Origin of the sequence: Streptomyces sp. MMG1533 (assembly GCF_001279775.1) — a bacterium.
Taxonomy (GTDB): domain Bacteria; phylum Actinomycetota; class Actinomycetes; order Streptomycetales; family Streptomycetaceae; genus Streptomyces.
The window spans coordinates 1-17,315 of the sequence record NZ_LGDG01000226.1 but is presented as its reverse complement, the minus strand read 5'-3'; the positions used below and the strand labels follow the sequence as shown (position 1 = coordinate 17,315).

The window sequence follows — 17,315 nt, the reverse complement described above, 5'->3', positions numbered from 1 at the left end:
AGCGAGCTGCATACAACGCGCTTCAGCGGGCGGACATACGCGAGAAGCAGCGGGTTCAGCGTTGTGGACGATTCCGCCGCGCGTCGAACGGAAGGAGTCGACGGACGGCGGGGGAGATGCCGTACCGGACGACGCGGTGCTGTTGGCCCGGTACCTGGCGAAAACCGCGGGAGACATCCGCACCAAGCACGGACTCCACCCTGGTTGGGTCGACGCCCGGAATGCGGAGGACGCGCTGGAACTCGTCGTGGAGCATGTCTGGCGAGAGATCTGCTCAGGGCTCCTCGGGTGCGAGCTGCGGCCGGTCACCGGCCCTGAGCGCGACCCGATGCAGCAGGGTGCCGCGGCCGAGGCCGCCCGGGAGTGGGGCAACGGTCTAGGCGTTCGCGTTCCCGGAGGGGGAGACGATTTGCGTGACCAGTGCCGACGCATGCTTGTCCGGGTGGGCGGTGACCATGAGGAACTGGACCTTCTCCTGGACTTGTACGAGGTCGGCAGTGCCGATGAGGGAGTGGCACGCGCCCTCCGTGCCTGGCGAGAAATCGGCACGCTCGCCGCATGGCGCACCGTGGTGCTGCTCGGTGGTTCCTTCCCGTGGGGCGCCAAGCAGCTCAAGGATCACGACCTGACGGTGGTGCCGCGTGCGGAGTGGGAGGTGTGGCGAGAAGTGCGTCACCGTCTCGGAGGCGACAGCCGTGTCGTGTACGGGGACTACTCGACCATCCACCCGTTGAGTGGTGACGCGCCGCCTACGCGGTGGCCCAGAATCTACGAGAAGCCTCGCTACACGACGGCCGAGAACTTCCTGGTCGGCAAGGGAAGGCTATGGGGAAGCGGGGAAGAGAGCCGGATGCAGCAACTCGCGGCACGTATCGTCGGCGACCCCGAATTCCGCAGGGGGTCCAGTGCGGGTGAGCTCTGGCTCCAGGACCAGGCTGATCCGGACATGCCTGTCAGCCCGGGGAATCCCGAAGTGTGGGTAGAGAAGGGGCACGTCCAGCACATCACCTTCGTGGCGGGCCAGCTGCGTGAGCCGAGTGGCTGACCGAGCGTTCGGCTCCGCGGCATGTGGCGCCCAGCCTGACGGGAATTGAGTACATAAAGAAACCGCGTCTCCGGCCGATCGTCACATCCCCGAAATACGACGGTCCCATCTCCTCCAACAACGCGATTTACCGTGGACACCACAGTCCACAGCCCGGCCACCGTCGCCCGAAGGCACACCCCCGCCTCGCCCAGACGACAGGAGCCCCGTGTCCCGCCCCGCCGCACTGCCCCTTCCGCCCTGGCTCGCCCACGCCCTTCGTGCGCAGCGGGGACCCGTGCCCTGGAACGCGGTGGTGCGGGGTGCGCTGGCCTCCGGGCCGCTGCTGCTCGCGGCCGTTGTCGGCGGTCGGGCGTCTCTCGGGGTGGTCGCGGCCATCGCCGCCATGCTGGCCGGGATCAACGACCGGCCCGGCAGCCGGCGGACCTCGGTGAAGCGGCTCGGGATGCCCGCGCTCGCGGGGGCCGCGGGGCTGCTCGCGGGGACGTATGCCGGGGAGCAGGTCGGGGCTGTGGCGCTGACCGTGCTCCTCACGCTCGTCGGGCTGGTCGCCGGCAGCGTCAGTGCCATAGGGCCCGTCGCCTCCGCGGCCGGGACGCAGTTGCTCGTGGCCTCCGCCATCGGGGCCGGGATGCCGGTGCCCGAGGAGGGTTGGCTGCGGGCGCTCGCGTACCTCGCGGGGGCCGGGTGGCTGCTCGGGCTGCGGCTCGTTCTCCCCACGCCCGGCGCGCTCGCCGGGGACTTCCGGTTCGACGGGGAGCGGGAGGCCGTCGCCGCCGTGTACGACGCCGTGGCCGGGCTTCTCGACGCGGTGGGCACGGCGGATGCCGGGGCGCGGCGGGCCGGGCTGACCGCGGCGCTCGATCACGCGCAGGACGCCCTCGCCGGGCCCCGGCTGCGGCGGTACGCCAGCTCCGCGACCGAGCGGCGGCTGCACGCGCAGTACGCCGCCGCGCTGCCGCTCGCCGAGGCCGCGACCGCGCTGGCCTGGACCGGGGAGGCCGTGCCCGGGCGGGCCTCCGAAGGGCCCCGGCGCCTCGCCGCCGCCGTACGGGACAACACGCACACCGGGCCGCTGCCCGCGCCCTCCCGCTCGGCGCCGGGGCTGCGCGCGCTCGACGACGCCCTCCTGCACGCCGCCGAGGCCTTCGACCGGGGCAAGGGGAGTGACCTGCACACGCGTCGGCGTGGGGTCGGGGACGTGCTGCGCACCGCCTTCGGGGCCGGCGGCCGGGAGTACGGGCTGCGGGTCGCGCTCTGCTTCGGGACCAGCGTCGGCGTGGCGCAGGCGCTGCACCACGCCCGCTGGTACGGCGATCACCCGCACTGGTACTGGCTGCCCGCCACCACCGTCTTCCTCGTCAAGCCCGACCTCGGGCCGCTCGTCTCCCGTGTGCTGTGCCGTGCGGCCGGGACCGTGCTGGGGGCCCTCGTCTTCGCCGGGTTCGCCGCGGTGCTGCCCCGGCCGGAAGGACTCATCGCGCTGGTCGCCCTCAGCGGCGCCCTGATTCCCGTCGCCACACGGCACTTCGCCGCGCAGACCGCCGTCGTCACCGTGCTCGTGCTGTCGCTCGTGATGGTGGGCGGCGAGCCGCAGGCGTCCGCCGGGCGGATCGGCGAGACCCTGCTGGCCTGCGCGATCGTGCTGATCGTGGGTCACCTGCCGATGCCGGGCCAGCGGGCCGGCGGGGTACGTGCGCGGCTCGCGCGGGCGGGGGCCGCGGCGCACGCGTACCTGGCGCACGTCCTGTGCGAGTCCGACGCGCACCTTGCGGGCAACGCCCAGGCTCGCGCCCTCACCAAGGCCGCCCGCACCAACACGGCCCTGACCAAGTTCGCCCGGGCCGACACCGCCCGCACCACCGACGCCCGTGCCCGCCGCTGGACCCTCCGCCGCGAGGCCTACCGCACGCTCGCCGACGCCCGTACGGCCATCTCCCTCGCCGCCGCCGAACTCCCCGCGCTCGCCCGGCACGCCGAGGGCGCGGACGAGGCCGCGGACACCCTCGAACGGCTCGTCGACACGACCACCGCCTGCGCCGTGTACCTCGACGACACCGGGCGGCTCACGCCCGAGCACGCCGAGCGCCTGGTCGCCCTGCTCGACGAACTCGCCGGACACCGGGAGCGGTTGGGGCTGCGGTCGCCGGACATTCCGCTCGCCGTGTGACAGGCGGTCCGTCCGCTGCAGCGGCTGCTACTCCACCCGCGCCCCCATCCCCACCCGCACCCACACCGGCGCATGATCCGAACCCGGGGCGCCCCGCCGCTCCGCCGGATCCGGACCCACCGACGGCAGTCGCAGCGTGCCGTCACCGGGGAGGCCCGTCCCCGCGTCCGTCACGCGGTGGACCAGACGGTGGCTGACCAGGATGTGGTCGATGAGCTCGCGGCGCCCGGAGTTGATGCGGGAGTGGCGCTGCTCGGCGGGGATGAGGGGGGCCACGTTCCACAGGCGGGTCGCGTCGCCCTTGTCGGCCACCTCGTAGCCGGGCGTGCCGATCTCGGATCCGGGCGGGCCGAGCAGCATCTGGGTGGTGGCCGCCTGCACCTCGTCGTTCAGGTCGCCGAGGACGGCCACGTCCCGCTCGCGCCCTTCACCGGAGAGCAACTCGTCGGCCAGCGCGCGCAGCGTCGCCGCCTCGGCCGCCCGCCGGTACAGGGCGTACGCGCCGTACCGTGCCCGCTCGCCCTCGTCACGCGGCTGGAACCGCCCGCCGGGATACGACAGCAGCTTCGACTTGAGATGGGCGACCGCCACCCGCAGCGGCCCGTCCCCGGTCGCCGCCTCCACCGCCAGGAAGCCGCGGCCCGCCTCCGTCACCGACACGCCCTCGTCGTCCGCCTGCACGGGCCGCAGCTTCGCCGGGAACGCGCTCGTGTCGGACAGCACCTCGAACGGCGTACGGCCGATGAAGCCGACCCGGATGCCCCGGCTGTCCGGGCGCCGGGAGAGCGCGAGATGCCACTCGCCGTCCAGCATCCCGGCCAGGTCCCGCAGCGCCTCGGGCTCGCCGACCTCCTGCAGGCCCAGCAGCGCCGGGTCCAGCTCCATGATCACGGCGGCCAGCGCGGCGAGCTTCGTCTCGTACGCCGCCTTGTCCTTGGGACCGAACGGCCCGCCGGGACGGTAGAGGTTCTCCAGGTTCCAGGTGCCGAGGAGCATGCCGGGCCCCTTCCAGAAGCCGTCGGGCGGCGGGTGGTGGTGACGTCAGGGTGCCCGCCAGGGGCGCCCTGGGACAGTGCCCCGACGGGATGCGCGGTTCGGCTCACGCGGGGCGAGTACGCCGTCGTACGTTGGCGCAATGAGTGACTCTCCCGCCGAGCACACCGCCCTTGGCGAACCCGCCGATCTCGTCATCACCGGCTGCACCGTCCTCGTGCACGACGAGCAGGAGCGGATCGGTTTCGAGGAGGACGCCGCGATCGTCGTACGGGACGGCGTCGTCGAGGCCGTCACGACCGCCGCCGCCGTCCGGGACCGCGCCGCCGCCGAGCGCATCGACGCGCGTGGCCAGGTCGCCCTGCCCGGGCTGATCAACTGTCACACCCACGCGCCCATGGTCGCCCTGCGCGGCCTCGCCGAGGACCTTCCCACCGAGGAGTGGTTCAACGACGTGGTCTGGCCCGTGGAGTCCAATCTCACCGGCAGAGACGTGGAGTTGGGGGCCTGGCTCGCCTGCGCCGAGATGATCCGCGGCGGGGTCACCTGCTTCGCGGACCACTACTTCACCATGGACGCGGTCGCCTCGGTCGTCGCCGAGTGCGGGATGCGGGCCCATCTCGGCGAGGCGTACTTCTCCTCGCAGGGTCCCCAGGGGCGGGAGAAGTCCCTGGAGTTCGCCCTACGACACCGGGGTGCCGCCGACGGCCGCATCACCACCGCTCTCGCCCCGCACGCCCCCTACACCGTGGACGACGCCGACCTCGCCGCCACCGCCGAACTCGCCCGCGAGTACGGCCTCCCCGTGCACATCCACGCCGCCGAGAACCGCGACCAGACCGACACCAGCCTCGCCCGGCACGGCGTCACCCCGATCGAGGTCCTGGGGCGCACCGGGATCCTCGACACGGACGTCCTGCTCGCGCACGGCAGCGGCATCGTCGAGCGCGACCTGCCCGTCCTGGAAGGCGCCACGGGCCGTACGGCCGTCGCCACCGCACCCCGCGGATATCTCAAGTTCGCCTGGCCCACCACCACACCGGTGCGCGCCCTGCACGGCATCGGCATCCCCGTCGGACTCGCCACCGACGGCGCCGCCTCCAACAACTCCCTCGACGTGTGGGAGTCGATGGCGCTCACCGCCCTGATCCAGAAGTCCACGACGGGCGACCCGCGTTGGCTGACGTCCCGTCAGGCCCTGCACCACGCCACGCTGCAGAGCGCCCGGGCCGTCGGGCTCGGCGAGGCCGTCGGCACCGTCGCGCCCGGACGGCGGGCCGACCTCGTCCTCGTCGACCTCACCGGCCCGCACACCCAGCCCGTCCACGACCTCGCCGCGACCCTCGTGCACAGCGCCCGCTCCTCCGACGTCTGCACGACCATCGTCGACGGCCGGATCCTCATGCGCGACCGCGAGCTGCTGACGATCGACGTCCCCGCGGTGGTGTCGGAGCTGGGGGAGCGGCTGCCCGCACTGGTCGACCGGAGCCACGGCAAGCGGATCCAGGACTACGACACCTGAGCAGGACCGGAAGGAAAATCCCCGGGGCGGCGATGAGTTCCGACCCTCCCGTCGGTCACCACTCGGAACGGACCGTTGCCCAGGAGGAGCCATGTCGCTTCCGGAGATCGTCCCGCGTGCCGAGTGGCGCGCGGCGCGTGCGGAGTTACTGCTGAAGGAGAAGGTCCTCACGCGCGCGCGGGACGCGCTCAACGCCGAACGGCGCGGACTGCCGATGGTCGAGATCGACACGGAGTACGTCTTCGAGGGCGGCGACGGCAAGGCCACGCTGCTCGACCTCTTCGAGGGACGCGGCCAACTCGTCGTCCACCACTTCATGTTCGCGCCCGAGTGGGACGCCGGCTGCCGCAGCTGCTCGGGCTTCCTGGACCAGATCGGGCACCTCGCGCATCTGAACGCACGCGGCACGACGTTCGTCGCCGTGTCGAGAGCGCCGTACACGAAGATCCTGCCGTTCAAGGCGCGGATGGGGTGGACGGTGCCCTGGTACTCGTCGTACGCGAGCGATTTCAATTACGACTTCGAGGTGACCCTGAAACATGCGGGGGAGCTGGTCGAGCGGCCGGGCGTCAGCTGCTTCCTGCGGGACCGGGGGAGGGTCTTCCACACCTACTCGACGTACGAACGCGGTCTCGACGGGCTCGGCTCGACCACCAGCCTGCTGGACCTCACCGCGCTGGGACGACAGGAGGAGTGGGAGGAACCCAAGGGGCGCGCGTCGTCTCTCGGGGCGCCCGCGGGCAGCGAGCGCGTCCGATATCACGATGAGTACGAGGAATGACACGAACAGTAGTGAAAATGACCGTTCGGTAACCACTTCCTCACGCTGCGCGCTGAATGCGTGTCAACTACGTCTCAGTCCCGCAACTGAGCGAGGCGTCAGGCCCCCGGAAGGCGTTAACTCCTACAAGTACGACGCTTTCTGGAGGTGCAGGGTGGTGAACGGGCGAACCGTGCTCGAACGCTTTCCCGCAGGTGGGCCGCGAGGCTCGTGGCCGGCGGAGGAGTTCGCGCAGGCGCGACGACTTGAAGGCATGCCCGCGGAGGTCGTGATGGACCTCGCGACGGACACGTTCCTGGTGATCGTGCGTAGCGGGGAGGCGGCGGTCGACGCTGTCGCGTGAGGTCAGCCCGCCTTCGGGGCGGGCACCTTCGCCGTCTTGCGGGAAGCGGGCACCTTCGCCGTGAACTGCTCCGCCTGGAGCGAGTACAGCTCCGCATAGACCCCGCCCGTCGCCAGCAGCTCGTCGGGCGTGCCGGACTCCACAAGGCGCCCCTGGTCCAGGACGTGCACCAGGTCCGCGTGGCGTACGGACGCCAGCCGGTGGGTGATGAGGATGACCGTCTGCCCGGTGCCGGCCAGGGCACGGATCTTCTCGAACACCTCCAGCTCGGCCCGGGCGTCCAGGGCCGCCGTCGGCTCGTCCACGATCAGGATGCGGCCGCGCCGGTACGCGGCCCGGGCGATCCCCAGCCGCTGCCACTGACCGCCCGACAGCTCGTGCCCCCCGCTGAAGTTGCGGGCCAGCAGGGTGTCCAGGCCGCGCGGCAGGTCCGCCAGCACGTCCTCGGCCCCGGCCTCCCCGACCGCCCCGGCCACGCGTTCGTCGGTGAGCGGCGAAGAGGAGCGGCCGACCGCCACGTTGACGCGGGCCGTGAACGGCCATCGCTTGAAGTCCTGGGCCACCATCGCGACGCGCTCCGCGAGCAGATGCCGGTCCGCGCCCGCCGCGTCCACGTCGTCCCACAGGATCCGGCCCCGGTCGGGGGCGTACAGCCCGGCCAGCAGCTTCACCAGCGTGGTCTTGCCGGAGCCGTTCTCGCCGACCAGCGCGACGATCCTGCCGAGCGGGACGGTGAGCGTCACGTCGTCGAGGGCGGGGCGGGCCGCGTCCCCCGGATAGGTGAAGGTGACGTTCTCGAATCTGATCTCGCGCGGATCGTCCGGCAGGGCCGCTCCGCCCACCGGGATCGCCCGCTCGGCCGCCTCCACGTAGAGCCGCTGGAGGTCGCCGACGAACAGCGCCTCCTCGTGCAGGGCGTTCATCTCCACGACCAGTGTGGCGAGACTCTGCGAGCCGGTGCGGATGGCGATCACGGCCGTCCCCGCGACCGACAGTGCCATCGCGCCCGCCAGCAGCAGCCCGCCCAGCGTCGCGTACGTCGCCGCCGTCGCGAGGCCCGTCCAGGCGGCCGCGATCAGGCCCGTACGGGCCGCCAGCCGGGCCAGGCGGGCCTGCTCCGCCTCCGCCGTCTCGGACATCTCGCGGAAATGGCGGAGCAGGAACGGGCCCACACCGTGCACGCGGATCTCGGGAGCCGCCTCGGGTTCGATCAGCAGGGCGCCGAGCAGTCGTCCCGCGCGCGCGTGCTGCACCCAGGTGTGGAAGGACTCGTATCGGCGCCGCGCGTTGGTCAGCGCGCTCCAGGCGCTCGGCAGGGTCATGGTCACCAGCAGCGGCAGCAGCGCCGGGTGCAGCACGGTCAGTACGCTCGCCGCCGCGATCAGCGAGATCATCGCGTTCACCACGCGCGTGGCGTACGAGATCATCCGCCGGGCGGACGTGGCGCCGTACTGCGCGGTGTCCAGCAGCTTGTGGAAGGCGTGGTCCTCGATCGCGGACAGCTCCACGGTCGCCGCCCGCTCCAGATACCGCTCGGTCGCCACCCGCTCCACCTTGGGCTCCAGGCGCCCGGTGGCGTACGTCGACGCGGCCCGCAGCAGCGCCCCGACCAGCATCACGGCGGCCATCACGACCAGGGCGGGCACGGCGCCGCGCAGCCGGTCCTCCAGGGTGCCGCCGCCGATCAGCCGGCCCAGCACGCTGTTGACCGCGAGCAGACTCACCGCCTGCGCCAGGCCCCGGCCCACCTCGGCGGCCACCACGGTCCGGGCGGCCCGTCGGTCGGCCTGCCAGGCGAGCCGGAAGCTGGCCGTCAGCAGGGACGGGAGGCGGGTGAGCATGGCCCGGAAGTTCAGCTCCAGGAAGGCGTCCGCGTGCGAGTTCCAGCCCATGTCGTAGCGCAACGGGCCGCCGAAGAGCAGCTGCTCCGACTCGGAGACCTCGGGCTTGTCCGTGTCGCCCTCGTCGCGCCTCGTTCCCACCGTCGACCTCCCGCGAACCTGGACGAACGGCCACTATCGCGGGGCGGGCATCAGTGCGGGCAGGGCGCATGCCGAAGAGACGGGAGCGCGCGGGCGCACGACCGGTGTCTTACGCGCTGACCGGCCGGGACCAGGTGGGAGTCGTGCCGGTGAGCCGGCACAGAGCCAGGAAGAACGGTATCGGCGGGGTGTACGGAAGCGTGCCGTCCGGCTTGTGGATCAGGTCGGGGGCGGTCGGCGCCTCGGGGGCCATCGCCCCGGTGACGTACCGCGCGGGGGCGGGCCACTCCAGGGCGTAGTCCGAGTCGGACGGAACGATCCACCACCAGTGCGTCTCGTCGGCGTAGACGCACCCCACCTGCCGCAGCCGGGGCATCAGCAGCGGGCCGAACCGGGCGGGCACCGCCACCGCGTCACAGCCCAGCGGGGCCGTCATGCCCTCGGGCAGGGCCAGAGGCCGCGGGGTTCCCGTTGTCCGCAGCCCGCGCCGGAGGCGGACCAGAGTGTCCAGGCTCAGGACCTGGCCGCCACCGGAGCCGGCCCTCACGCCCTCCCCCGATCTCGGTTCCGCTCGATCGGGGGGACCCTCAGGGTCCCCGTCTCGTGATGACGTGCGTCCGCGTCGGGCGCTGCTCGGTGATGTGTCGTTTCTGCTGGCGCCGGGTGGTTGTGTGCTGTTTCTGCGGGTGCCAGGCGGTGGTGTGCCGTTTCTGCGGGTGCCGCGTGGTGGTGTGCTGTCCCTGCGGGTGCCGCGTGCTGGTGTGCCGTTTCTGCGTGTGCCGGGCCTGCCGCTCGGTGGTGCGCCTCCGCCTCGTCCTCCTCGCCCGAACCGCCGGACGGCCCGGGCTTCGGGCGGGCTCCCCAGCCCAGGTCGTTGCGCGGGACGGCCGCGTCGTTGCGGGGGGTGTCGCCCTTGCGCGGCAGCTCCGCCCAGACCAGCAGGCCGGGGCCGTGCTCGTGGGCACCCCAGCTGTGACACAGAGCGTCGACGAGGAGCAGTCCCCTCCCGTGCTCCTCCTCGGCCCGCTGCGGGGACGGGTGCGGCTCACCCGGCGCGCAGCCCTCGTCACGTACGGCTATGCGCACCAGGTCGTCACCGTCGTGCAGCTCGCAGACGACACGGCTGCTCGCGGTGTGCACGATGGCGTTGGTGACCAGCTCGGAGACCACCAGGGCCGCCGAGTCGCAGGTGTCCTCGCCGACCGACCAGTGGGTCAGCCGCGCCCGTGTCAGCTGTCTGGCCTGCGCGGGAGAACCCGGATGGGCGGCCAGCTCGAATCGGAACCGGCGCGCGGCAGCGGCCCTGGCGGGGCTCACTCCCGTGGCAGCGCCGAGACCGGTGGGGCGGTCCGCAGCGGCGTCTGTTCCTAAGGGCGGGGACGGAATCACGCTTGCCACTATCGCCCCGCCGTGAACACTTGGCAAGTGTCACTCTGAAAAATGCAGAGTGCTGTATGACGCGGTGAAGTGCCGTGGCACACTGCTCGCAACAGCACGTCGAGCGGCGCCAGTTGGGATCAACGGAGATTCGTACGGATCTTCGAATGGGTCTTCGAATGGCGCCGCAGGGCTGTCAGCATGTTTTTGTGGCCGGCCCGATTTGTGGAGGTGGAGGGTGAGCGAACCGCGGTCCGCGCCGACGGTCGGCCAGGTCGTCCTCGGTCGGCGCTTGCTGGACCTGCGGGAACGCGCCGGCCTCAAGCGCGAGGAGGCCGCCCGCATTCTCCGCGTCGCCCCCGCCACGGTCCGGCGTATGGAGATGGCCGAGGTCGGGCTCAAGATCCCGTACCTCCAACTTCTCCTGAAGGCCTATGGGGTTTCCGACCTGGAGGCCGAGGGCTTCGTTCAACTGGCCGAGGAGGCCAACCAGCCCGGGTGGTGGCAGCGGTTCCACGACGTCCTGCCCGGCTGGTTCTCGATGCACGTCAGCCTGGAGGGCGCGGCCGCCCTCATCCGCCAGTACGAGCCGCACTTCGTGCCCGGCCTGCTCCAGACCGAGGACTACGCGCGTGGTGTCCTGCGGTCCGGTGCCATCGGCCAGACCAGCCCCGACGACATCGAGCGCCATGTCGCCCTGCGCATGCAACGCCAGGAACTGCTCACCCGTCAGGAGGCCCCGCGGCTGTGGGTCGTGATGGACGAGACCGTGCTGCGCCGCCCCGTCGGCGGCCCGGAGGTGATGCGTGCCCAGATCGACAAACTGCTCGACGCCACGAAGCTGCCCAACGTCACGCTGCAGGTCGCCCCGTTCGCCAACGGGCCGCACCCCGGCACGTACGGGCCCTTCGTGCTGTTCCGATTCGCCGTGCCGGAACTCCCGGACATGGTTTACAGCGAGTACCTGACCGGCGCCGTCTATCTGGACGCGCGAGCCGAGGTGGCGACCCACCTCGAGGTCATGGACCGCATGGCGGCGCAGGCCGCTACGGCACATCGCACGAAGGAGATCCTCAGGGATCTCCGCAAGGAGCTGTGAATGGATCGCATCAAGCCGCGCATACAGGTCTACAACGGTATGCCCGCGCGGGACTTGGGCAGCGAAGGCTGGCACAAGCCGTGGAGCGGCGGCAACGGAGGGAACTGCCTGGAGGCGATGAAGCTCGCCGACGGCCGGATCGCCGTCCGGCAGTCCACCGACCCGGACGGTCCGGCGCTGATCTACAGCCCGGCCGAGATGACCGCGTTCATCGAAGGCGCGAAAGCGGGGGAGGCCGACTTTCTCCTGTCGTGACGTGATTGCTGACTCTCAGTCAACTTACTTGTGTTGGTACTGAATTGATGGATATTGATGGGTACTGGATTAATGGTTGAGATCGACACCGGCAGACCGCACCCCGCGCGGATGTACGACTGGTACCTCGGCGGCAAGGACAACTACCCCGTCGACGAGGCCATGGGCCGGCAGATGCTCGCCCTCGACCCGCGGGTGCCCGTGATGGCACGCGTCAACCGGGCGTTCATGCACCGCTCCACACGCTGGCTCGCCGAGCACGGCGTACGCCAGTTCCTGGACATCGGCACCGGAATCCCCACCGAGCCGAACCTCCACCAGATCGCCCAGCGGGCCGCGCCCGACGCGCGTGTCGTCTACTGCGACAACGACCCGATCGTCCTGGCCCACGCGGCCGCCCTGCTGCGCGGCACGGACCAGGGGGTGACCGAGTACCTCCAGGCGGACGTGCGGGATTCCGACGCCATCATCGAAGGCGCGAAGAAGGTCCTGGACTTCGGCAGGCCGATCGCCCTCTCGCTCGTCGCGCTGCTGCACTTCGTCTCCGACGAGGACGGCGCGCACGAACTGGTCGGCCGACTGCTGTCCGAACTGCCCTCGGGCAGCTACCTGGTGGTCAGTCACGCGACCGCCGACTTCACGCCCGAGGAGTCGAAGGCGGCCACCGAGAAGCTCAAGGCCGCCGGTGTCACCCTGGCGCTGCGCTCCCGCGAGGAGTTCAGCCGCTTCTTCGACGGCCTGGAACTCGTCGAGCCGGGCGTCGAGGTGCCGCACCGGTGGCATCCCGAGCTGGGTGAGCCCGTCCCCGGTCAGGGCGACGGGGTCATTCCCGGGTACGGGGCGGTGGGGCGCAAGCCCTGACCACCGCGGGGCGCTTGCAGCCTCGCGGGGCCCTACGGCCGCGTAGGGTCTTACAGCCTCGCGGGGTCTTACAGCGAGGACCAGATCCGCCGGGGGGCGTCCACGAGACGGCTCACGACCACCACCGGGAGCGGCGGCTGCTCCGCCTCGCCGGGGCTGAGGTTCAGCCCGTAGTAGATCTGCTCGATCGACGGTGGTCCGACCGCGAGGTTGCGCCGGACCGCCGCCGCCGACGACTGCTCCCCGGTCTGCACGAGATACGCGGCCGCCATCGCGCCCGTACGGCCGACTCCGGCGCCGCAGTGCACGAACACCGGCCCGGTCGACTTGGCGACCACGTCGAGGAAGCGCTGCACCTGCTCGGGCTTCGGCGTCTGCCCGTCGCCCCGAGGAGACCGAGGAGACCGGGGCTCACTCACCCGGTGGCAGCACCCCGCACAGCGCGTCCAGCGCCGCTCCGTACGCGTGCTCCGAGGGCGTCGCGTACCCCACGACCAGGCCGTCGCGGGCCGCCATGCCGGTGTCCGGGTGTCGGAACTCGGCGAGGCCGTCCAGGGCGATCCCCTGCCAGGCGGCGGCCTTGACCGTGGAGCGCTCGGTGCCGGGAGGCAGTCGCAGAACGGCGTGCAGCCCGGCCGCGACACCGGTGACCTCGACGTGCGGCGCGTGGGCGGCGAGCGTCGCGGCGAGACGGTCCCGGCGGCTCCGGTACCGCTGCCGCATACGCCGCACGTGACGGTCGTAGGACCCACGCGAGATGAAGTCGGCGAGGCTCAGCTGATCCAGGACGCTCGCCCAGGCCTCCCGCTCGCCCTTGGCCGCGAGCACGTCGTCGACATACCGCTCCGGAAGGACCATCCACCCCAGCCGTACCGCCGGGGACAGGCTCTTGCTGACCGAGCCGACGAAGATCACGCGCTCGGGATCGAGTCCCTGGACCGCGCCGACCGGCTTGCGGTCGTAGCGGAACTCCCCGTCGTAGTCGTCCTCGACGATCACGCCTGCACGCGCGCGTGCCCAGTCGACCACCGCGGCCCGGCGCGCGGGATCCAGCGGCCCGCCGGTCGGAAACTGATGCGCGGGCGTGAGCAGCACGGCCCGCTCGCGGCCCAACCGCTCGACCTGCGCGCCGTGTTCGTCCAGCGGGAGCGGTACGGTCCGCACACCCGCGGCGTCGAGCAGTCCCCGGTGGAATCCCAGCCCGTACGCCTCCACCGCCAGCGGGCCGCGCAGCACCCCGCCGCCCCCGCCTCTGTCCTGGCCGAACAGCAGCCGCAGCGCGTGCGCGAAGCCGGAGCAGATCACGATCCGGCCCGGCTCGGTGCGTACGCCGCGCACGCGTGCCAGGTATTCCGTGAGCGCCTCCCGCAGCTCGACGCGCCCGGCGGGGTCGCCCGGCCCGAACACCTCGTTGGGTGCCCGCTGCAGGGCCCGCCGATAGGAGGCGAGCCACGCCGCACGCGGGAAGGAGGACGCGTCCGGGGACCCCTGACGCAGGTCGTGCCGTGGTCCACGCGCGCGTGGAGGTGCCTTCCGGGGCACCCGCGCGGCGTGTCGCAGCGGCTCGGCACGGTCCGCGACCCGCGTGCCCGAGCCCTGCCGGGCGGTGAGCCAGCCCTCCGCGACGAGCTCCGCGTACGCGTCGGCCACCGTGTTGCGGGCGACACCGAGGTCGGCGGCGAGCGAGCGGTACGGCGGCAGCCGGGTGCCGGGAGCAAGCCGCCCGCTGCGCACGGCCTCACGCAGCGCCCGGATGAGGGCCGCCCGCCGCCCGCCCGGCCCGGACAGCTCCAGATGCAGGTCGGCGCCGATCCGCTCCGCGGAATTGACCCACGTTTTGTCCATGGAAATGCACCCTACAGCGGGTCTATCCGGCTCGTAGGTTGGTGCACATGACGACGAACACGATCGACACCACGACCGCCGGCACCACGACCGTCGGCACCACGACCGCTGACCCCACTGCCGTGATCGCCGGGGCGGAGGCCCGGCGGACCCGCCTGGACTTCGCGAAGTCCGCCCCGAAGGTCTTCCGCGCCCTCGTCGGCTTCGACGCCGCCGCCCGCCAGGGCCTCGACCCCGCCCTCGTCGAGCTGATCCAGATCCGTGCCTCGCACCTCAACCACTGCGCGTACTGCCTGCACATGCACACGGGCGATGCGCGCAAGGCCGGCGAGAGCGAGGACCGGCTGCACATGGTCGCCGTGTGGCGCGAGGCCCGCCACTTCTTCACCGAGAAGGAACAGGCGGCCCTCGCCCTCACGGAGGCGGTGACCCTGGTGGCCGACGGCGGTGTCCCCGACGAGGTCTACGCCCGCGCCGCAGCCCACTTCGACGAGGAGGAACTGGCCCATGTCCTCGCCCTGATCCTCACGATCAACACGTGGAACCGGGTGGCACTGGCGACGGGGAAGGTGGCGGGGACGGACGAGCGCCGCTAGTCGTTCCCTGGCGGCCCCGACAGCCGTTCTCTGGCGGCCCGGGCAGTCGTTCCTGCTCTAAACGGCCATGGGGCGGTCGTACGGCCCGATCGGCGCCGGCAGTCGCGAAGTCCCCGTCAGATGGCGGTCGACGGCCGCCGCCACCGCCCGCCCCTCGGCGATGGCCCACACGATGAGCGACTGCCCGCGCGCGGCATCACCGGCGGCGAACACGCCGGGGACGTTCGTCGCGAAGCCGGCGTCCCGCGTGAGCGTCCCGCGGGGATCCAGCCCCAGCCCCAACTGGTCGACGAGCCCGTCCTCCTTGTCGGGGCCCGAGAAGCCGAGGGCGAGGAGCACGAGGTCGGCGGGCAGGGTCCGCCCGGTGTCCGGCACGGGCCGCCGCCGCGCGTCGACCTCGACGAGGTGGAGCGACCGTACGTGCCCGTCGGCGTCCCCGGTGAAACGGAGCGTGGACGCCGCGAACAGCCGTGCGTCGGCGTTCGCAGCCGGGGCCGTCCGCAGCTCGCCGGCCTCCTGGTGCGCCGCCGACAGCCGGTAGATCTTCGGGTACGTCGGCCAGGGATCGGTGTCCTCGTCCCGCTCGCCACCGGGCTGCGTGTAGATGTCCAACTGCGTGACGGACGCGGCGCCTTCCCGCACCGCCGTGCCCAGGCAGTCCGCCCCCGTGTCGCCGCCGCCGACGATGACGACGTGCTTCCCGGCGGCGGACATCGGCGAGACCTCCAGGTCCCCCTCGCGCACCCGGTTGGCCAGCGGCAGGTACTCCATCGCCTGCTGGATACCGGTCAACTCCCGTCCCGGTACGTCCAGTTCACGCCATGCCGTCGCACCGGTGGCGATCACCACGGCGTCGTAGCGCGAACGCAGTTCCGCGGCGCCGATGTCCCGCCCGACCGCGGTCGACGTACGGAACTTCGTGCCCTCCGCCCGCATCTGCTCGATCCGCCGCTCCAGATGGTGCTTCTCCATCTTGAACTCGGGGATGCCGTACCGCATCAGACCGCCGAGCCGGTCGTCCTTCTCGTACACGGCGACCGTGTGCCCGGCGCGGGTCAACTGCTGTGCCGCGGCAAGCCCGCTGGGCCCCGATCCGATCACCGCGACCGTCCGCCCGGACAACCGCTCCGGCGGCCGCGGCGGCGCGAATCCGAGCTCCCACGCCCGGTCGGCGATGGCGACCTCGACGTTCTTGATGGTGACCGCCGGCTGGTTGATGGCCAGCACACACCCCGCCTCGCAGGGCGCCGGGCACAACCGGCCCGTGAACTCCGGGAAGTTGTTGGTGGCGTGCAGTCGGTCGGCGGCCGCACGCCAGTCGTCCCGGGACACCAGGTCGTTCCACTCGGGTATCAGGTTGCCGAGCGGACAGGCGTCGTGGCAGAAGGGGATGCCGCAGTCCATGCAGCGGTCCGCCTGTTTGCTGATGATGGGCAGCAGCGCCCCGGGGACGTACACCTCGTCCCAGTCCCGGACCCGCTCCTCGACCGGCCTGCGCGGCCAGTCCTGGCGAGGCGTGGTCATGAATCCCTTGGGATCGGCCATGGGCGTCTTCCTTGCTTGCGCGTGCGACGCTTACGCGTGCGCGTCCGACGTGGCCGTGCGTCATCGGGCGGCACTCTTACGAACGTCTTTCGGCCACGATACGTCCCATCGGTCACTCGCGCAGAGGGGCTGACAGCGCTTTCTCGCCGACCGGTACCCGTCCGGCAAGGGGCCCGCCGTCAGGTGAGGGCCAGCATGTACGCCACCGCCGAGGCGGCCGAGGCGACCATGCGGACGTGGTTCCACAGCGTCCACTCGCGGACGTACGTCGGCCAGTACGCCGCCGCCTCCCGGGTGCCCGGATCCAGCTTCGCGAGCGCGTCGTTGCGCGGCACGTTCGCCACCATGGTCAGCCCGAAGACGCCGAACAGGTACAGCGCGCTGCCCACCAACAGCTCCACCGTCCCCTCGTCCGGCCACAGCACGAACGTCACCACCGCGATCACCGCGCTCAGCACCGCCGTCCCGGCGAACACGACCATGAACGCCGGCCGCACCGCGCTCACATTGATCGCGTTCATCGCGGCGACGCCCTGCGCGGGCGGCAGCGCGGCGAGCCCACGCATCACGAACGTCGAGAACCCGCAGAAGACCCCGGCCACCAGCCCGGTCCCCAGCACACCCAGCACGGTCAGTACAAAATACGGTCCCTCGATCATCCCGACACCAACTCCCGCATCCGGCCGAACTCCCGCCCGGCACCACCCGTCACCCCAAGTGAATCCCCGCCCAGACCCACGAACCATGCCCGAACCGCGCGGGGGCATACGCGAGAGTCCAGGTCGGCCGGGGCGTGGGAGCGGGAAGGGCGGGGTGCGGGTGATGGTGGTCGTGCGGGGCGGGAGGGGCGGGGCGTCGGTGATGCGGGTCGTGCGGGTCGTGCGGGGCGGGGCGGGGCGCC

At 72.0% G+C, this 17,315-nt stretch carries 17 protein-coding genes; 9 read left to right on the top strand and 8 right to left on the bottom strand.

Annotated elements, in window-relative coordinates:
• Positions 1–136: 136 nt before the first annotated feature.
• On the top strand, positions 137–1,045 hold the full coding sequence (locus ADK57_RS27215; protein WP_053752224.1) for a beta family protein: 909 nt from the start codon (positions 137–139) through the stop codon (positions 1,043–1,045).
• Between the two features lie 208 nt (positions 1,046–1,253).
• Complete coding sequence (locus ADK57_RS27210) at positions 1,254–3,215, top strand: FUSC family protein (RefSeq protein WP_053752223.1); 1,962 nt, start codon at positions 1,254–1,256, stop codon at positions 3,213–3,215.
• A 27-nt stretch (positions 3,216–3,242) separates the two neighbouring features.
• Here the strand turns inward: ADK57_RS27210 and ADK57_RS27205 are convergent, their stop codons facing one another.
• The gene (locus tag ADK57_RS27205) at positions 3,243–4,211 is read right to left on the bottom strand and encodes an endonuclease/exonuclease/phosphatase family protein (protein WP_053752222.1); all 969 of its coding nucleotides are present in this window, start codon (positions 4,209–4,211) and stop codon (positions 3,243–3,245) included.
• A 139-nt stretch (positions 4,212–4,350) separates the two neighbouring features.
• Between ADK57_RS27205 and ADK57_RS27200 the strand changes: the two genes are divergently transcribed.
• The 3 genes from ADK57_RS27200 to ADK57_RS27190 all read left to right on the top strand — a co-directional run bounded on the left by ADK57_RS27200 (position 4,351) and on the right by ADK57_RS27190 (position 6,854).
• Entirely contained in the window at positions 4,351–5,730 is a 1,380-nt protein-coding gene (locus tag ADK57_RS27200) for an amidohydrolase (RefSeq protein ID WP_053752221.1), read from the top strand.
• Between the two features lie 91 nt (positions 5,731–5,821).
• Positions 5,822–6,511: a DUF899 domain-containing protein gene (locus ADK57_RS27195; RefSeq protein ID WP_053752220.1), complete on the top strand. Its 690-nt coding sequence runs from the start codon at positions 5,822–5,824 to the stop codon at positions 6,509–6,511.
• 157 nt (positions 6,512–6,668) lie between these two features.
• Positions 6,669–6,854, top strand: coding sequence for a hypothetical protein (locus ADK57_RS27190; RefSeq protein WP_078973363.1), 186 nt, complete (start codon positions 6,669–6,671; stop codon positions 6,852–6,854).
• A gap of 2 nt (positions 6,855–6,856) precedes the next feature.
• On the opposite strand, the gene ADK57_RS27185 is transcribed toward ADK57_RS27190, so the two are convergent.
• From ADK57_RS27185 to ADK57_RS27175, 3 genes are all read right to left on the bottom strand, one after another.
• The gene (locus ADK57_RS27185; protein ID WP_234390435.1) at positions 6,857–8,746 is read right to left on the bottom strand and encodes an ABC transporter ATP-binding protein; all 1,890 of its coding nucleotides are present in this window, start codon (positions 8,744–8,746) and stop codon (positions 6,857–6,859) included.
• Positions 8,747–8,945: 199 nt separating this feature from the next.
• A complete protein-coding gene (locus ADK57_RS27180) occupies positions 8,946–9,383 on the bottom strand; it encodes a hypothetical protein (RefSeq protein WP_053752217.1) in 438 nt (145 codons plus the stop codon).
• Positions 9,380–10,153 (bottom strand): ATP-binding protein, encoded by a 774-nt coding sequence (locus ADK57_RS27175; protein ID WP_420711901.1) that lies wholly within the window; start codon positions 10,151–10,153, stop codon positions 9,380–9,382. Before ADK57_RS27175 ends, ADK57_RS27180 begins: the two co-directional genes overlap by 4 nt.
• A 298-nt stretch (positions 10,154–10,451) precedes the next feature.
• On the opposite strand from ADK57_RS27175, the gene ADK57_RS27170 reads away from it, so the two are divergent.
• From ADK57_RS27170 to ADK57_RS27160, 3 genes are all read left to right on the top strand, one after another.
• Complete coding sequence (locus ADK57_RS27170) at positions 10,452–11,312, top strand: helix-turn-helix domain-containing protein (RefSeq protein ID WP_053752216.1); 861 nt, start codon at positions 10,452–10,454, stop codon at positions 11,310–11,312.
• Entirely contained in the window at positions 11,313–11,567 is a 255-nt protein-coding gene (locus ADK57_RS27165; RefSeq protein WP_053752215.1) for a DUF397 domain-containing protein, read from the top strand.
• Positions 11,568–11,639: 72 nt separating this feature from the next.
• Positions 11,640–12,428: an SAM-dependent methyltransferase gene (locus tag ADK57_RS27160; RefSeq protein ID WP_234390432.1), complete on the top strand. Its 789-nt coding sequence runs from the start codon at positions 11,640–11,642 to the stop codon at positions 12,426–12,428.
• A 68-nt stretch (positions 12,429–12,496) separates the two neighbouring features.
• Here ADK57_RS27160 and ADK57_RS27155 read toward each other — a convergent pair whose 3' ends face one another.
• Both ADK57_RS27155 and ADK57_RS27150 read right to left on the bottom strand, forming a co-directional pair.
• Entirely contained in the window at positions 12,497–12,847 is a 351-nt protein-coding gene (locus tag ADK57_RS27155; RefSeq protein WP_324612208.1) for a fused DSP-PTPase phosphatase/NAD kinase-like protein, read from the bottom strand.
• Positions 12,840–14,273, bottom strand: coding sequence for a PLP-dependent aminotransferase family protein (locus ADK57_RS27150; protein ID WP_053752213.1), 1,434 nt, complete (start codon positions 14,271–14,273; stop codon positions 12,840–12,842). The genes ADK57_RS27155 and ADK57_RS27150 overlap by 8 nt, the downstream gene beginning before the upstream one ends.
• Before the next feature lie 47 nt (positions 14,274–14,320).
• Between ADK57_RS27150 and ADK57_RS27145 the strand changes: the two genes are divergently transcribed.
• On the top strand, positions 14,321–14,869 hold the full coding sequence (locus ADK57_RS27145; RefSeq protein WP_053752263.1) for a carboxymuconolactone decarboxylase family protein: 549 nt from the start codon (positions 14,321–14,323) through the stop codon (positions 14,867–14,869).
• Positions 14,870–14,926: 57 nt separating this feature from the next.
• Here ADK57_RS27145 and ADK57_RS27140 read toward each other — a convergent pair whose 3' ends face one another.
• Complete coding sequence (locus ADK57_RS27140) at positions 14,927–16,414, bottom strand: glutamate synthase subunit beta (RefSeq protein ID WP_053752212.1); 1,488 nt, start codon at positions 16,412–16,414, stop codon at positions 14,927–14,929.
• Positions 16,415–16,593: 179 nt separating this feature from the next.
• Positions 16,594–17,073, bottom strand: a complete 480-nt coding sequence (locus ADK57_RS27135; protein ID WP_053752211.1) for a DUF1772 domain-containing protein — start codon at positions 17,071–17,073, stop codon at positions 16,594–16,596.
• Between the last annotated feature and the right edge of the window lie 242 nt (positions 17,074–17,315).

Coding starts and splice junctions, on each gene's coding strand:
- ADK57_RS27145 (WP_053752263.1), top strand. CDS start 14,321: ATGACGACGAACACGATCGACACCACGACCGCCGGCACCACGACCGTC.
- ADK57_RS27135 (WP_053752211.1), bottom strand. CDS start 17,073: ATGATCGAGGGACCGTATTTTGTACTGACCGTGCTGGGTGTGCTGGGG.
- ADK57_RS27160 (WP_234390432.1), top strand. CDS start 11,640: ATGGTTGAGATCGACACCGGCAGACCGCACCCCGCGCGGATGTACGAC.
- ADK57_RS27195 (WP_053752220.1), top strand. CDS start 5,822: ATGTCGCTTCCGGAGATCGTCCCGCGTGCCGAGTGGCGCGCGGCGCGT.
- ADK57_RS27165 (WP_053752215.1), top strand. CDS start 11,313: ATGGATCGCATCAAGCCGCGCATACAGGTCTACAACGGTATGCCCGCG.
- ADK57_RS27200 (WP_053752221.1), top strand. CDS start 4,351: ATGAGTGACTCTCCCGCCGAGCACACCGCCCTTGGCGAACCCGCCGAT.
- ADK57_RS27150 (WP_053752213.1), bottom strand. CDS start 14,273: ATGGACAAAACGTGGGTCAATTCCGCGGAGCGGATCGGCGCCGACCTG.
- ADK57_RS27205 (WP_053752222.1), bottom strand. CDS start 4,211: ATGCTCCTCGGCACCTGGAACCTGGAGAACCTCTACCGTCCCGGCGGG.
- ADK57_RS27185 (WP_234390435.1), bottom strand. CDS start 8,746: ATGGGCTGGAACTCGCACGCGGACGCCTTCCTGGAGCTGAACTTCCGG.
- ADK57_RS27140 (WP_053752212.1), bottom strand. CDS start 16,414: ATGGCCGATCCCAAGGGATTCATGACCACGCCTCGCCAGGACTGGCCG.